This window comes from Microbacterium sp. MYb64 (assembly GCF_002979495.1).
Taxonomy (GTDB): Bacteria; Actinomycetota; Actinomycetes; order Actinomycetales; family Microbacteriaceae; genus Microbacterium; species Microbacterium azadirachtae_A.
In genome coordinates, this window is the sequence record NZ_PCOW01000005.1 from 11497 (window position 1) to 27495 (window position 15999).

A 15999-nucleotide genomic window follows, 5' to 3' on the forward strand; every position below is an offset into this window, starting at 1 on the left:
CGACCGTGGCACGAGCCGTTCCGAGGATCCCGCCCGACCGCGACCTCTCGATCGACTTCGTCCGTGCGATCTGCCTGCCCGTCGTGGTGCTGCTGCACGCGCTCCAGATGGGCATCGCCGGCGACCCGCTGCGGGCCTTCAACGCCCTCGCGGAATGGAAGTCGCTGACGGCGATCACCTGGGTGGGCATGATCATGCCCACGTTCTTCATCGCCGGAGGTTTCGCGGGGATCACCACATGGCGGCGCGTGCACGGCGCCGGAGGAACGGCCGCGGAGTACATCCGCGCCAGGATGCTGCGACTCGCACGCCCTGTGCTGTTCGCGATGCTCGGCGTACTGGCGGCGATGGGGATCCTCGCGCTGTGCGGAGCGGATCCCGAGTTCCTGCGCACCTTCGCGTTCCGGCTGGCAGAGCCTCTCTGGTTCATCGCGGTCTACGCGATCTGCACGTCGTTCGTTCCGCTGATGGCGGCGCTGCACCGGCGCGCCGCGTGGGCGACCTACTTCACGCTCGCCGGTCTCGCGGTGGCGGTCGACCTCGTGGACCGATACCTGCATGTGCCGGTCGGCGCACTGAACTGGCTGTTCGTGTGGCTGTTCGTCCAGCAGCTCGGCTTCGGGGTGCGGGATCAGTGGTACTCGCGCCGTCCGCGCTGGCTGCTGCTCCTGCTCGCGCTGACCGCGTACGCCCTCATGGCGGTCGCCGTGCTCGGCATGGGATACGACCCGGACATGATCGCGAACCTGAACCCGCCGACCGTGCTGCTGCTCCTGCTCGGCCTCGCGCAGGTCTACCTGTTCACGCTGCTCCAGCCCGCGATCCGCGCGGCGATGCGACAGCGCCCGGTTCTCGTGGCCATCGGAGCACTCGGCATGTTCGGGATGGTCATCTACCTCTGGCACACGGTGGCGATGGCGGTCGTGGTCGGGGTGCAGCTCGCGCTCGGGCTGCCCTTCCCGCCCGTGCTGACCGCGACGTGGTGGATCACGCGGATCCCCTGGGTGCTCGCCATCGTCGCGGTGCTCGCGGTGCTGTGCCTCATCGTGCCGCGCCTGGAGCGGCTCTGGCCCGATGAGCGATCGCGGCGGATGCCCCTGTGGGCGGCGCTCGTGTGCGCGGCGGCGCTCGTGCTGAGCGTCGGCTGGGTGCTCACCCAGGGGTATCTCACGCCCGGCAGCGCACTGGCCGTGGTCCTGCTCGCGGCGGCGATCGCGTGGCTCACGATCGGCGGACCGGCGCGACGTGTTCCGTTCGATGCGGTGCCCAGGCACTCCGATCGCACCGAGACAGGCGCCCAGGCCTGATCTGATAGCATGGATCGGCTCGAAACCGTGTTTTCGGGCATCTCTCCACTCCTGCACCACCCTCTCGTCCGCCCCGGCGTGCGCTCGTGAGGGGCGGAATCGAGACGATACGTCCGCGAGCCGTGATCGACACGGCCGCGTATCGAAAGGAACACTTCGTGGTTACGAAGTCCCAGGACCGCCGTAAGGTCCGCCTGTCCCGTGCTCTCGGCATCCCCCTCACCCCGAAGGCTGCCAAGTACCTCGAGAAGCGTCCCTACGCTCCGGGCGAGCACGGCCGCACCAAGCGCAAGCAGGACAGCGACTACGCCGTCCGTCTGCGCGAGAAGCAGCGTCTTCGCGAGCAGTACGGCATCCGCGAGAAGCAGCTGGTCATCCAGTTCAACGAGGCCCGTCGCAAGGACGGTCTGACCGGTGAGAACCTCGTCGAGCAGCTCGAGATGCGTCTGGACGCGCTCGTGGTCCGCGCCGGTTTCGCGCGTACCACCGCGCAGGCGCGTCAGCTCGTCGTGCACCGTCACATCCTCGTCGACGGCCAGCTCGTCGACCGCCCGTCCTTCCGCGTGAAGCCGGGTCAGCTCATCCACGTCAAGCCCAAGAGCGAGGGCCTCGAGCCGTTCCAGGTGGCGGCCGCCGGCGGTCACGCCGAGGTGCTGCCCCCGGTTCCGGGTTACCTCGAGGTCGAGCTCGACAAGCTGGAGGCCCGTCTGGTCCGTCGCCCGAAGCGCGCCGAGGTCCCCGTGACCTGTGACGTGCAGCTGGTCGTCGAGTACTACGCCGCGCGCTGAGTTCAGCGACTCTGCTCTCGGAGTTCAGCGAACTCCGAGAACACGCCGAGGAGGCGTCGGGGGTATCCCCGGCGCCTCCTTCGCGTTTGCGCATACGATGGAGAGCGTTGTGACGTGCGACCCGATCCGGAGGTGGTGACATGAAGACCCTGCTGTGGTTCCTCATCGGCGTGATCGGCGGCTTCGTCGCCGCACACTTCCTGAACAAGGATCCGCGCGGACATGACGTGCTTGCGGCCGTCGACGACCGGATCAACGAATTCACCGGCATCCTCGCCGACGCGTTCCACGCGCAGGAGGCCCGCCTCACTCAGGACGGACCCGCGGACTGACGCGGATCCGCCCTCTCCCGATTCCGCGCTGCGGCGCGCCCTGACAGCAAGGACCCCTCGACGAGCATGAAGACCGCGGAGATCGCGCAGCGCTACCTGAGCTACTTCGAGAAGAACGATCACTTGATCGTCCCCTCGGCGTCGCTGGTCAGCGACGACCCCTCGCTGCTGTTCACCGTGGCCGGCATGGTGCCGATGATCCCGTATCTCACGGGCGTGGTCCCCGCTCCGCATTCGCGCATCGCCGACCTGCAGAAGTGCATCCGCACCAACGACATCGAAGAGGTCGGCCGCACGGCGCGGCACGGCACCTTCTTCCAGATGCTCGGCAACTGGTCGTTCGGGGACTACTTCAAGGAAGGCGCGATCCGCTACGCCTGGGAGCTGCTGACGGGTTCCGAGAGCGACGGCGGACTCGGCTTCGACGAGAAGGACCTCTGGGTCACGGTCTTCGAGACCGACGACGAGGCCGAGGCCATCTGGCGCGACGTGATCGGCCTGAAGCCGGAGCGCATCCAGCGTCTGGGTCGTGCGGACAACTACTGGAACACGGGACAGCCCGGCCCCGGCGGCCCGGACAGCGAGATCTTCTTCGACCGCGGACCCGCGTACGGCCAGGACGGGGGACCGGCGGTCGACGACAACCGGTTCCTGGAGATCTGGAACCTCGTGTTCATGCAGGACTTCATCGACAACATCCGCGGCAAGACCGAGTTCGACATCGTGGGCGAGCTCCCCATGAAGAACATCGACACCGGCATGGGCCTCGAGCGCGTCGCGTTCCTCAAGCAGGGCGTCGAGAACATGTACGAGACGGATCAGGTGCGTCCCGTGCTGGACCGGGCGGTCGAGTTGTCGGGGCTCCGGTACGGCGCCGAGCACGCCGACGACGTCCGCTTCCGCGTCGTCGCCGACCACGTGCGCTCCTCGCTCATGCTGCTCTCCGACGGCGTGCGCCCGTCGAACGAGGGCCGCGGCTACATCCTGCGCCGGCTCATGCGCCGCACGGTGCGGTCGATGCGTCTGCTCGGCGTCGACGAGCCGGTGTTCCCCGAGCTGTTCTCCGCGTCCAAGGAAGCGATGAAGAGCGCCTATCCGGTCCTCGAGCAGGACTGGGCGCAGCTCTCCGCCGCGGCGAACGCGGAGGAGGAGACCTTCCGCCGCACGCTGGACGCGGGATCCACGATCCTCGACCTGGCTCTCGCCGATACGAAGAAGTCGGGCTCGGAGACGCTCAAGGGCTCCGAGGCGTTCCTGCTGCACGACACCTACGGCTTCCCGATCGATCTCACCCTCGAGATCGCCGAGGAGGCAGGGCTCAACGTCGACCGCGCCGCGTTCGACTCCCTCATGCAGGAGCAGCGCTCCCGTGCGAAGGCCGATGCGCGCAACCGCAAGCGTCAGATCGCCGACGTGTCGGTGTACGGCGACCTGCGCGCGAAGGGCGAGACCGCGTTCCTCGGCTACGACGAGCTCGAGGCGAGCTCGACCGTCCTCGGGATCCTCGTCGACGGCCAGCCCGTCCGCAGCGCCTCAGAGGGCCAGGTGGCCGAGGTCGTCCTCGCCGAGACCACGCTCTACGCCGAGTCGGGTGGGCAGGTCGCGGACAAGGGCGTCATCACCGGCCCCGGTTACGCGCTCGAGGTGCTGGACGTGCAGCGTCCTGTTCCCGGCCTGATCAGCCACACGGTCGAGGTGACCAGCGGCGTGGTCTCGATCGACGCCCCGGCGACGACGTCCGTGGACGCGGCCAACCGCCGCGCCGCGCGCCAGGCGCACTCCGCCACGCACCTCGTGCATGCAGCCCTGCGCGACACGCTCGGCAAGACCGCGACCCAGGCCGGATCCCTGAACCGCGCCGGATACCTGCGCTTCGACTTCTCCTGGGGTCAGGCGCTGTCCGGCGACACGAAGACCGAGATCGAGGAGATCGCGAACCGCGCCGTGCAGGACGGGCTGGAGGTCACCACGCGGATCATGTCGCTCGACGATGCGAAGGCCGCGGGCGCCATGGCGCTGTTCGGCGAGAAGTACGGCTCGACCGTGCGCATGGTCGACATCGGCGGCCCCTGGTCGCGCGAGCTGTGCGCCGGCACGCACGTCGCCTCGAGCGCCGAGATCGGCCTCATCAACCTGGTCGGGGAATCCTCGGTCGGCGCGTCGAACCGTCGGGTGGAGGCGCTCGTCGGTGCGGACGCCTTCCGCGAGTTCGCCGCCGAGCGCGCCCTCGTGTCCCAGCTCACCTCCGCGCTCAAGACGCCGCGCGACCAGCTCACCGAACGCGTGACCGACCTCGCGGCGCAGCTCAAGGCCGCCGAGAAGCGGATCGCCCAGTTCGAGGCCGCGGAGCGGGCCGGGCGCGTCCCCGCGATCGCGCAGAGCGCGACGTCCCTCGGCGCACTGCAGTTCGTCGCGCACGACCTCGGCGAGGTCGGCGGGGCGGACGAGGTGCGCGAGATCGCGACCGGCGTGCGCGACACCTTCGGTTCCGCGGCCGCGGTCGCGGCGATCTCCGGGGTCGCGAATGGCCGGCCGATGGTGGTCATCGCGACCAACGACTCCGCCCGCGCCCAGGGCGCGAAGGCCGGCGCTCTGGCGAAGATCGCCGCGGGCGTGCTCGGCGGCGGCGGCGGCGGTCGCGACGACGTCGCGCAGGGCGGCGGATCCGATGCGGCGGCGCTGCCTGCGGCGTTCTCCGCGATCGAGCAGGAGCTGCGTCGCGCGTGACCGGGTTCCGACGGGGCGTGCGGCTCGGCATCGATGTGGGCCGCGCCAGGATCGGCGTGGCACGGTGCGATCCGGACGGCCTGCTCGCCGTCCCGGTGGAGACGGTGCCGCGCGGTGATGCGGACGTCGCGCGGATCGCCGAGCTCGCGGCCGAGTACGCGCCGCTCGAACTCGTCGTCGGCCTGCCGATCAACCTGCGCGGCGAGGACACCGCATCGACCGTCGATGCCCGCGAGTTCGCGGCGGCTCTCGGCCGGGCGTGCGGCATCGCCGTGCGCCTGATCGATGAGCGGCTGAGCACGGTCACCGCGCACCAGGCGCTCCGCGCCTCCGGACGCACCCAGCGCAATTCTCGCGGTGTCGTGGACCAGGCCGCTGCCGTGGTGCTGCTGCAGCACGCGATCGACACCGAGAAGAACACCGGCAACCCGGCCGGTGCGCCCCTGATTCTCGATGAGGAGAACATCTGACATGTCCGACCGATCGCCGTCGGCCGCCACGCCGGAGAACGAGCCCGTCTCGCACGACCTCTTCGGTGCGCTGCCGGATCCGCAGGTGCAGCCTCCTCGCCCCGCCGAGCAGCCCGCCGTCCCCGGTTCTCGTCGCGCCGTCCGCGAGGCCGCCTCGTCGTCGACTCCGACTCCGACTCCGGCGGCGCCGTCGGGTGACGGTGCCCCCGCGGAGCACCACGACCCGGTCCACTCGACGCTCGAGGCGCTGTTCCACCACGAGACCGAGCCGCCGAAGACGCCGAAGCGGAAGAAGCGCCGCGGCTGCCTGGTCGCGCTGCTCATCGTGTTCGTGCTCATCGCAGGCGTCGCCACCGGCGGGCTGTGGGTGTGGAACACCTATGGCGACAAGATCAGCGAGGTCTTGGGCTGGGGGCCGTCCAAGGACTTCGAGGCAGGTCAGGCCACGGGCAATGCGCTCGTGACGATCAAGAAGGGCGACGGAGGGCAGCAGATCTCGCAGGCGATGTACGACGCCGGCGTGACGAAGACTTCTGGAGTCTTCTACGACATGCTGGTCAAGGAGAACGTCGTCACCACGTTCTACCCCGGGGTGTACAAGCTGCAGCTGAAGATGACGGCCGCAGCCGCCCTCAAGGCGCTCGAAGATCCCAAGAACAAGATGCAGAACTCCGCGGTGCTCCCGGAGGGCCTCTCGGTCGCCGAGACCATCTCGCGCATCGCGCAGAGCGTGGACGTGCCCCTCGCGGATCTCCAGGCCGCGGTGAAGAATCCGGCGGACTACGGCGTGAACGCGCCGTCGCTCGAGGGATGGCTGTTCCCGGCGCTCTACGAGTTCCAGCCCGGGGCGACCGCGAAGGATGTGGTGTCGACCCTCGTCCAGCGCACGAGGGACTCTCTGAGCGCCGCCGGAGTGCCATCCGCGGATGAGCAGCGGGTGCTCACGATCGCATCGATCATCCAGCGCGAAGCACGCGCGGAAGGCGACTTCTACAAGGTGTCCAGGGTGATCCAGAATCGCCTCGATCAGGGCATGAAGCTGCAGATGGACTCGACGGCGCAGTACGGCTACGGCGAACTCCACAGCGGGTCGGCCAGCACCTCGGACGCGGCGCAGACCGACGACAACCCGTGGAACACCTACGTGATCGACGGGCTCCCGAAGACGCCGATCGCGAATCCGGGGGACAAGGCGATCGATGCTGCCATGCATCCGGCTGCCGGACCCTGGCTGTACTTCGTCACCGTCAACCTCGACACGGGCGAGACGGTGTTCTCGACGACCTACGCCGAGCACGAGGCCGCGGTGAAGCAGTGGCAGGACTGGTGCAAGGCCAATCCGAGCTCGGGCTGCTGACATGTCCGTCGGCGGTCCTGCCGTGACGCGCCTGGCGGTCTGGGGCGATCCGATCGACCACAGCCGCTCGCCAGACCTGCACGGCGCCGCCTACCGACTGCTCGGAGTGGACTGGGAGTACGGCCGCCGCCGGGTGGACGAGGCCGGATTCGACGCGGCGCTGGACGGACTCGACGACACCTGGCGCGGGCTCTCGCTCACGATGCCGCTGAAGGAGCGCGCGCATGCCCGCGCCGACCTCCTCGATGAGGACGCAAGGCTCACGGGCGCGGTGAACACGCTGCTTCTGGGCGAGGAGATCCGCGGCTTCAACACCGACGTCGGCGGGCTCACGTCCGCGCTTCTGGCGGGCGGCCTCGGCTCGGCGCGCTCGGCGCGCGTGCTCGGCGGGGGAGCGACGGCCCGGTCGGCCCTGTTGTCCCTGCTGCGCCTCGGCGCCGACACGGTCGAGCTCCGGGCGCGTCGCGCCGAGCAGGCGGCCGAGCTGGCCGGATTCGCGGAGCGGATCGGACTGCGGGCGACCACCGCGGAGCTCGCCTCGGAGGCGATCCCCGCGACGGTCGATCTGACGATCTCGACCCTTCCCGGCACCGCGGTGCTGCCGGATGCCGTCATAACCGCGCTCGCGAGCCGCGGCGGAGCGCTGTTCTCCGCCGCCTACGCCCCCTGGCCCACCCCGCTCGTCCGTGCGTGGACCGACGCCCCCGTCTTGAGCGGTCTCGAGATGCTCCTGCACCAGGCGGTCCGGCAGATCCGGATCTTCCTGCACGGGGATCCCGAGCAGGAGCTGCCCGACGAAGCAGGCGTGCTCGAGGCCATGCGGGCGGCCTTGCGCTGAACGCGCGGAAGTCATGCGGGCGGGCGTGCTCTGAACGCATGGGAGAGGAGAGGAATCCTCCGGTACGGGAAGTCATGCGGGCGGGCGTGCTCTGAACGCATGGGAGACTAGAGAAATGCTCCGCGTGCTCACGGCCGGCGAATCGCACGGCCCCGAACTCATTGCCGTCATGGAGGGTCTGCCTGCGGGCGTCCCGCTGTCGCGTGAGGCGATCCAGTCCGACCTGCAGCGCCGCAAGCTCGGCTATGGGCGCGGGTCGCGGATGAAGTTCGAGCAGGACGAACTCTCGATCTCCGGCGGCGTGCGCCACGGCTTCTCGCTCGGCAGCCCGATCGCGATGCGGATCGGCAACACCGAGTGGCCCAAGTGGGTCGAGGTGATGAGCGCGGATCCCGTCGAGCTCACCGACAAGTCCCGTGGACGCAGCGCGGCGCTGACCCGCCCCCGTCCCGGTCACGCCGACCTCGTCGGCATGCAGAAGTACGGCTTCGACGAGGCCCGCCCGATCCTGGAGCGCGCGAGCGCCCGGGAGACCGCCGCCCGTGTCGCGCTCGGCGCCGTGGCCCGCGCCTTCCTGGGCGAGCTCGGCATCCGCCTGGTCAGCCACACCCTGTCCATCGGACCGGTGCAGGTGCCGGAGGGATCCGATCTGCCGACTCCCGACGACGTCGATGCGCTGGACGCGGATCCGCTGCGCTGCTTCGACCCCGCCACCTCCGCGCGCATGGTCGACGAGGTGGACGCCGCCCGCAAGGACGGTGACACCCTCGGCGGCATCGTCGAGGTGCTGGCCTACGGCCTGCCGCCCGGGCTCGGCTCCCACGTGCACTGGGACCGCCGGCTGGACGCGCGACTCGCGTATGTGCTCATGGGCATCCAGGCGATCAAGGGCGTCGAGGTGGGCGACGGATTCGAGACCACTCGCCGGCGCGGATCCGCCGCGCACGACGAGCTCTTCGCGACGGACGACGGCATCAGCCGCGGCTCCGATCGTGCGGGCGGCACCGAGGGCGGGATGTCCACCGGAACCGTCCTGCGCGTGCGCGCCGGCATGAAGCCGATCGCCACCATCCCGCACGCGCTGCGCACGGTCGACATCACCTCGGGCGAGCAGGCCACCGCGCATCACCAGCGCTCCGACGTCTGCGCGGTGCCCGCGGCGGGCGTCGTCGCCGAGGCGATGGTCGCGATCGAGCTCGCGAACTCGGTGCTGGAGAAGTTCGGCGGCGACAACGTCGCGGAGACCCGGCGCAATCTCGAGGCGTACCTCGCCGCGATCCCGGAGGAGCTGCGCACCACGCCGGCCTCCGAGGCGGCGCTGATCCTGCACGATGAGCTCGGCTGAGGCGCAGGCGCCGGAACTGCTGGTCCTCGTGGGTCCCATGGGAGCCGGCAAGACCAGCATCGGCCGCAGAGTCGCCAAGGCCACGGGACTCCGCTTCGTCGACACCGACAAGGCGATCGTGCAGGGGCATGGACCGATCCCGGCGATCTTCGCCGAGCACGGCGAGGCCCAGTTCCGGGTATGGGAGCGCGAGGCGGTCGCCGAAGCGGTCGCGGCCGGCGGGGTGATCTCGCTGGGCGGGGGAGCGGTGCTCGCCCCGGAGACCAGAGCCCTGCTGCGCACCGTGCCGGTCGTGCTGCTCACCGTGTCGCCGGAGGCGGTCGCGGTGCGCATCGCTGGCGAGGGACGTCCCCTGCTGCACGGCGAGGAGGATCCGGTCCAGCGCTGGTCCAGGATCTACGCCGAACGGCGAGCACTGTACGAAGAAGTCGCCGACACGCATTTCGACACCTCACGGGTGCCGATGTCGCGGGTCGCCGAGCAGGTCGTGGAATGGATGAGAGGACGAGCATGAGCGCGGAGCAGAACGACGGGGTCACGACGATCGCGGTGACGGGGAGCACCCCGTACGACATCACGGTGGGACGGGACATCCTCGATCGCGTCTCCGCGGCTCTGGCGCCGAGCGTCCGCAAGGTGCTCGTCGTGCACCCGCCGACACTCGCAGATCGCGCCGCGAAGCTTCGCGACCGGATTGTCGCCGACACCGCGAACGGTCCGCGCGAGGTGCTGCTGGCCGAGATCCCGGATGCGGAGCAGGGCAAGCGCATCGAGGTGGCGCAGTTCCTGTGGCAGATCATGGGTCAGGCCGACTTCACCCGCACCGATGCGGTCGTCGGCTACGGCGGCGGGGCGGTCACCGACCTCGCCGGCTTCGTCGCCGCCACCTGGCTGCGCGGCGTGCAGATCGTGCAGGTGCCGACCACCGTGCTCGGGCTGGTCGACGCCGCCGTGGGCGGCAAGACCGGCATCAACACGAACGAGGGCAAGAACCTCGTCGGCGCCTTCTGGGCGCCGCGCGCCGTGATCGGCGACCTCGACGAGCTGTCCAGCCTGACGCCGAACGAGGCGACCGCCGGCTTCGCCGAGGTGGTCAAGGCCGGATTCATCTGGGCGCCCGAGATCCTCGACATCATCGAGGCGGATCCTGCTCGCGCCGTGGATCCGCTCACCCCGGAGTTCCGGCGCGCGGTCGAACTCGCGATCGGCATGAAGGCCAGCGTGGTCTCGGAGGACTTCCGCGAGGCCGGCCAGCGCGAGATCCTCAACTACGGCCACACGCTCGGCCACGCCATCGAGCACGCGGAGCGCTACCGCTGGCGTCACGGCGCCGCGATCTCCGTGGGCATGCTGTTCGCGGCCGAGCTGTCCCGGCTGGCAGGGCGCCTCTCGGACGACGACGCCAACCGGCACCGCGCGATCCTGGAGTCCCTGGGGCTTCCGACCTCGTACCGCGCCGGCGCATGGCCGACCCTGCTGTCCACGATGCAGCGCGACAAGAAGAGCCGCGGCGGCATGCTGCGCTTCATCGTGCTGGACGGCATCGCCAAGCCCACGGTGCTGCAGGCCCCCGACGAGTCGCTGCTCTTCGCCGCGTACCAGGAGGTCGGCGAGTGAGCATCGAGGTGCGCCGGGTGCTGGCCACGGAGTGGGCCGACGTCCGCGATCTGCGCCTGCGCGCCCTGCAGGATCCGGTGGCCGCGCTCGCGTTCCTCGACACCTTCGAGAACGCCTCGGCGCAGCCCGACGCGTTCTGGCAGCACCGCACCGCCAATGCGGCCGAGGGCGGTCCCAACGCGCAGTTCGTGGCGATCGCCGACGACGGCGAGTGGTTCGGATCCGCCACGGTGCTGCCTTCGGGGCTCGAGGGCCCGGAGTCCACCGCACTCGTCGTCGGCGTCTACGTGGCCGAGGGGCATCGCGGTGCCGGAGCCATCGAGACGCTCTTCGACGAGTGCGCGACGTGGTCGGCCGAACAGGGCGCCTACGGGCTCACGCTCGAGGTGCACGTGGACAACCACCGCGCGCAGGCGGCCTATGAGCGCTGCGGCTTCACGCGCACGGGGCAGATCACGGAGCTCGCCAACGGGCGGGAGTACGTGATGGTGCGCCCCGTGGTCCCCGACGCGCGCTGATACCGTGAGCACGTGACCACTCCGCGCCGCCTGCTCCTCGTCAACGGGCCGAACCTCAACCTGCTCGGCCTGCGCGAACCGGGGATCTACGGATCCGCGACGCTCGCCGACGTCGAGCGGATCACCGCCGAGGCCGCCGGGGCGTACGGCTACGAGATCCGCGCGGTGCAGAGCAACCATGAGGGCGTGCTCCTCGACGCGATCCACGACGCGCGCGAGGACTGCGGCGGCATCGTGATCAACGCCGGCGCCTACACGCACACCTCGGTCGCCCTGCGCGACGCGCTCACCGGCGTCGCCCTGCCGTTCGCCGAGATCCACATCTCGGATGTGTATGCGCGCGAGGAGTTCCGGCACCATTCGTACCTCACGGACGTCGCCGCGGTGCACGTCGTGGGGGAGGGCGTGCAGGGGTACGCGACCGCGACGCGACGCCTGATCCTGCTGCTCGAGGGCCAGGCGGACGGCTGATCCGCGGCACCGCTCCGGTCGCTCTCACAGGCCGATCGGCGGGCATCCCGTAAGATTGAACGTCGGCCGCTCGGCCGCGAACCTCAGGAACGGACTTCTCAGACCCATGGCATCGACCGCAGACATCAAGAACGGCGTCGTCCTCTCCATCGACGGACAGCTCTGGAACGTCATCGAGTTCCAGCACGTCAAGCCCGGCAAGGGCGGCGCTTTCGTCCGCACGAAGCTCAAGAACGTCGTCAGCGGCAAGGTCGTCGACCGCACCTACAACGCGGGTGCCAAGATCGACATCGAGAACGTCGACCGCCGCGACTTCACCTACCTCTACACCGATGGCGACAACTACGTCTTCATGGACCAGGAGGACTACGACCAGATCAACGTGGCCGCCGCCACGGTCGGCGACGCGAAGAACTTCATGCTGGAGAACCAGCAGGTCCAGATCGCGCTGAACAACGGCAACCCGCTCTACATCGAGCTGCCCGCCTCCGTCGTGCTCGAGGTCACCTACACCGAGCCCGGCCTGCAGGGCGACCGCTCGTCGGCCGGCACCAAGCCCGCCACGCTCGAGACCGGATACGAGATCCAGGTCCCGCTGTTCCTGGAGACCGGCACCAAGGTCAAGGTCGACACGCGCACCGGCGGCTACCTCGGCCGCATCAACGACTGACGCGTGGGCGCCCGGACCAAGGCGCGCAAGCGCGCCCTCGACATCCTCTTCTCCGCCGATGTGCGCGGTGACGACCTCGCGGTGACCCTCGCCGCCGAGGCCAAGCGCGCTTCCGCCGAGCCCGCCCGCGAAGCCTCCTGGCTGTATGCGCGCGAGATCGTCGACGGGATCATCGATCACCGCGACGAGATCGACGAGCAGATCACCACGCACAGCCGTGACTGGAAGCTCGACCGGATGCCGGCCGTGGACCGGGCGCTGCTGCGCATCGGCGTGTGGGAGATCCTCCGCAACGACGAGGTGCCCACGGCCGTCGCGATCGACGAGGCCGTGGAGCTCGCGAAGGAGTTCTCCACCGACGACTCCGGCGCGTTCGTGCACGGCGTGCTCGCGCGAGTCGCGCGCTCGGCCTGATCCGATCGCACCACGATCTCCCGTTTGGGGCGTGCCTGTCCGTTTTGGGGCGCAGGATCCCGGGTTTTCCCGGCATCCTGCGCCCCAAAACGTAGAAGTGTGCCCCGAAACCCGGCCGGTGTGTCCGTGGCCCGCATGAGGATGGATCATCATGACCTCCGCTGACGCCGACGACTGGCGCGTGCTCCTGCCGTCCACCCGGGCGAGCGGTGCGCCGCTGGCCCTCGGGGTCGAACTGCGCCGACGCGACCGCGCCGATGCGAGGCACTGGGCCTCGCGGCCGCTGCGCACGGCCACCGCACGGGATCTGGTCAAGGATCCGGGCGAGCTGTTCCTCGCCGTCCGCCCGCTGCGGCGCAACGACGCCGGATCCGCCTGGGTGCAGTCGGACGCCGACTGGGACGCCGTCCGTCGCCCCGGCACGCGCTATGACGCGGCGCACTCCCGCTGGTTCGCCGACCTGCTGAGCATCTCCCGCGACTCGCTGCTCTCCGGCACGGCGGGGGACTGGCTGCTGCTGGATCCGGTCGCATCCCCGCTGCTGTGGCCGCATCTGCAGTCGGCATCCGCGGCGGGGATCGTGCTGGTGGCGACCGAGCGCAGCACCCGCCTGCAGTGGTCGGAGGAGCTGCGGATCGTGGTCGACATCGCTGCGGACGGCGACGGCGGGCTCCTGCTCTCCGCCTCGGCGGACGCCGTGGGCGAGTCGTTCCCCGCCACCGCGACGCAGGCGGTGGGATCCGGTGGCGCGTACGCGCATCGCGTCGTCGGCAAGAGGATCGATCTCGTGCTCGGACCGGTGCCGCTCACGGACGGCGTGCGGGCGCTGCTGTCGGCGCCGGCCGGCCTGACGGTCGCTCCGGTGGACCGGAAGGCCTTCTTCCGGGACGGGTATCCGACGATCATGCGCGGGGCCGCGGTGCGCGCGGGGCACAGTGTCACGCTGCCCGCGGCGCCGAAGCCCGTGCCCTTGCTCGTCGTCGACTTCCGCCCCGACGACGTCGTGGCCTACCGGCTGCACTGGGACTACCCGGGGTACGCGCGCTTCCCTCTCGATGAGCGCGCCACTGAGTCCGGGATCCGCGACGGCGCGGCGGAAGAGCAGCTGCGTCCTTCCGTGCACACGGCCTGGACCGAGGTCACGGGATTGCCGTTCACGCTCGCCGGCGCGCTGCGCGACGCCGACGCGGCCGAGTTCGTCTCGCACCTCGTGCCGACCCTCGAAGCGCGCGGCATCGCCACGGAGAGCACCGGCACGCCGCGCACGTACGCGGAGCTGACCGGCGACCCCGCGATCACCATCAGCACGGTGGAGAGCACGGATCCGGACTGGTTCGAGCTCGGCGTCCTGGTGCGGATCGACGGCCGCACGATCCCGTTCGAGCCGCTGTTCCGCGCGCTCGCCCTTCGTCAGGGCAAGCTCAAGCTCGTCGACAACACGTGGTTCTCGCTGCGCCACCCCGCCTTCGACCGACTCAAGGAGCTCCTGGACGAGGCGGCGGAGCTCGCCGAGTGGGAGACCGGGCCGAGGATCGCGCGCACCCACCTGACGCTCTGGGAGGACTTCGAGGACCTCGCCGACGAGACCGTGCCCGCGCAGGCCTGGCGGGCCGCCGTCGAGGGTCTCCGAGCCGATCCGAGTGCGGATCCGGTTTCGGTGCCGGCCGCCATCACCGCCGAGCTGCGCCCGTACCAGCGCGAGGGATTCACGCGGCTCGCCCGGCTGTGGCAGCACCGCCTCGGCGGGATCCTCGCCGACGACATGGGGCTCGGCAAGACCGTGCAGCTGCTCGCGCTCATAGCTCACGCGCGGGAGAGCGGGAGCGGCGGCGTCGAGGCCGAAACCGCACCGTGGCTGGTCGTGGCGCCGACCTCGGTGCTTCCCGTTTGGCAGCGGGAGGCCGAGCGGTTCGCGCCAGGGCTCCGCGTGGTCCTGGCCGGCCGCACCCGCGACGCGCACGGCATCGATCTCGCCTCGCATGTCGGCGATGCGGACCTCGTGATCACCTCGTACACCGTGCTGCGCCTGGACGCGGAGGAGTTCGCGCGCCGGCCATGGTCGGGAGTCGTGCTCGACGAGGCTCAGAACGTGAAGAACCCGGCGACCAAGCAGCACCAGGCCGTCGCCGCGCTCGACGCCCAGGCGGTCTATGCCGCGACCGGCACACCGCTGGAGAACGGTCTGGGGGAGCTGTGGGCGCTGCTGAGCCTCACATCGCCCGGCCTGTTCGCCTCGGCGCGGAGATTCCGGGAGGACTTCATCCAGCCGATCGAGCAGGGCAAGGTGCCGGAGAACGCCGAAGGCGCACCTTTCCGTCGATCCCGTATCGACCTGCTGCGGCGGCGGATCCGTCCGTTCCTCATCCGCCGCACCAAGGAGCTCGTCGCCCGCGATCTGCCTGAGCGGCAGGAGCAGGTGCTCCGCGTCGAGCTCGCTCCCGCGCACCAGCACCGATACGACACGGTGCTGCAGCGCGAACGGCAGAAGATCCTCGGCCTTCTGCCCGACCTCGACCGGCAGCGTTTCATCGTGTTCCGCTCGCTCACGATGCTGCGCATGCTGAGCCTGGCGCCGGGGCTGATCGAGCCCGATGATGCCGGTATCGCGTCCCGAAAGCTCGAGGAGCTCGTGGAGCGACTGATCGAGCTGCGCTCCGAGGGGCACAGGGCGCTGGTGTTCAGCCAGTTCACGTCGTTCCTGGGGCTCGCGGCCGAACGGCTCCGCCGGGCAGGGCTCCGGGTGTCCTATCTGGACGGATCGACCAGGGACCGGGACCGCGTCGTCCAGGAGTTCAGGGAGGGGGAGCAGGACGCCTTCCTCCTCAGCCTCAAGGCCGGCGGTACCGGCCTCACCCTCACCGAGGCCGACTACGTGTTCCTGCTGGATCCGTGGTGGAATCCGGCGGCCGAGGCGCAGGCCGCCGACCGCGCGCACCGGATCGGGCAGCAGAACCGCGTCTTCGTCTACCGGATGATCTCCGAGGGCACGATCGAGGAGAAGGTGCTCGCCCTGCAGCAGCGCAAGGCGCGCCTGTTCTCCGCGGTGCTCGACGACGAGGATCTGTTCGCGCAGTCCCTGACCGCCGACGACATCCGCGAACTGCTCGGCTGAGCTGCGCTCCCCGGCGGGGTCGTGGCGGCCCTG

At 70.2% G+C, this 15999-nt stretch carries 15 protein-coding genes; all 15 read left to right on the plus strand.

Features of this window, described 5'->3' with window-relative positions:
- Positions 1 to 5: 5 nt before the first annotated feature.
- The 15 genes from CQ044_RS06400 (at position 6) to CQ044_RS06470 (ending at position 15966) form a co-directional block, all read left to right on the plus strand.
- Positions 6 to 1307 carry an acyltransferase gene (locus CQ044_RS06400; protein ID WP_105687708.1) on the plus strand — a complete coding sequence of 434 codons (1302 nt, stop codon included), beginning with the start codon at positions 6 to 8 and terminating at the stop codon, positions 1305 to 1307.
- 158 nt (positions 1308 to 1465) lie between these two features.
- Positions 1466 to 2095 (plus strand): 30S ribosomal protein S4, encoded by a 630-nt coding sequence (gene rpsD, locus CQ044_RS06405; RefSeq protein WP_052680324.1) that lies wholly within the window; start codon positions 1466 to 1468, stop codon positions 2093 to 2095.
- A gap of 140 nt (positions 2096 to 2235) precedes the next feature.
- Entirely contained in the window at positions 2236 to 2427 is a 192-nt protein-coding gene (locus tag CQ044_RS06410; protein WP_045273054.1) for a hypothetical protein, read from the plus strand.
- A 66-nt stretch (positions 2428 to 2493) separates the two neighbouring features.
- Complete coding sequence (gene alaS / locus CQ044_RS06415) at positions 2494 to 5154, plus strand: alanine--tRNA ligase (protein ID WP_105687709.1); 2661 nt, start codon at positions 2494 to 2496, stop codon at positions 5152 to 5154.
- Positions 5151 to 5624: a Holliday junction resolvase RuvX gene (gene ruvX, locus CQ044_RS06420; protein ID WP_105687710.1), complete on the plus strand. Its 474-nt coding sequence runs from the start codon at positions 5151 to 5153 to the stop codon at positions 5622 to 5624. The genes alaS and ruvX overlap by 4 nt, the downstream gene beginning before the upstream one ends.
- Before the next feature lies 1 nt (position 5625).
- Positions 5626 to 6981: an endolytic transglycosylase MltG gene (mltG, locus tag CQ044_RS06425; RefSeq protein WP_105687711.1), complete on the plus strand. Its 1356-nt coding sequence runs from the start codon at positions 5626 to 5628 to the stop codon at positions 6979 to 6981.
- Between the two features lies 1 nt (position 6982).
- Positions 6983 to 7819 carry a shikimate dehydrogenase gene (locus CQ044_RS06430; RefSeq protein ID WP_105687712.1) on the plus strand — a complete coding sequence of 279 codons (837 nt, stop codon included), beginning with the start codon at positions 6983 to 6985 and terminating at the stop codon, positions 7817 to 7819.
- Positions 7820 to 7934: 115 nt separating this feature from the next.
- Positions 7935 to 9164, plus strand: coding sequence for a chorismate synthase (aroC, locus tag CQ044_RS06435; protein ID WP_045273059.1), 1230 nt, complete (start codon positions 7935 to 7937; stop codon positions 9162 to 9164).
- Positions 9151 to 9678: a shikimate kinase gene (locus CQ044_RS06440; protein ID WP_105687713.1), complete on the plus strand. Its 528-nt coding sequence runs from the start codon at positions 9151 to 9153 to the stop codon at positions 9676 to 9678. The genes aroC and CQ044_RS06440 overlap by 14 nt, the downstream gene beginning before the upstream one ends.
- Entirely contained in the window at positions 9675 to 10781 is a 1107-nt protein-coding gene (gene aroB / locus CQ044_RS06445; protein WP_105687714.1) for a 3-dehydroquinate synthase, read from the plus strand. Before CQ044_RS06440 ends, aroB begins: the two co-directional genes overlap by 4 nt.
- Positions 10778 to 11299, plus strand: coding sequence for a GNAT family N-acetyltransferase (locus tag CQ044_RS06450; protein WP_105687715.1), 522 nt, complete (start codon positions 10778 to 10780; stop codon positions 11297 to 11299). The genes aroB and CQ044_RS06450 overlap by 4 nt, the downstream gene beginning before the upstream one ends.
- A 12-nt stretch (positions 11300 to 11311) precedes the next feature.
- Positions 11312 to 11770, plus strand: coding sequence for a type II 3-dehydroquinate dehydratase (gene aroQ / locus CQ044_RS06455; protein WP_045273063.1), 459 nt, complete (start codon positions 11312 to 11314; stop codon positions 11768 to 11770).
- A gap of 106 nt (positions 11771 to 11876) precedes the next feature.
- Positions 11877 to 12440, plus strand: a complete 564-nt coding sequence (efp, locus tag CQ044_RS06460) for an elongation factor P (RefSeq protein WP_045273064.1) — start codon at positions 11877 to 11879, stop codon at positions 12438 to 12440.
- Between the two features lie 3 nt (positions 12441 to 12443).
- On the plus strand, positions 12444 to 12854 hold the full coding sequence (nusB, locus tag CQ044_RS06465; RefSeq protein WP_045273065.1) for a transcription antitermination factor NusB: 411 nt from the start codon (positions 12444 to 12446) through the stop codon (positions 12852 to 12854).
- Positions 12855 to 13005: 151 nt separating this feature from the next.
- The gene (locus CQ044_RS06470; protein WP_105687716.1) at positions 13006 to 15966 is read left to right on the plus strand and encodes a DEAD/DEAH box helicase; all 2961 of its coding nucleotides are present in this window, start codon (positions 13006 to 13008) and stop codon (positions 15964 to 15966) included.
- Positions 15967 to 15999 lie beyond the last annotated feature (33 nt).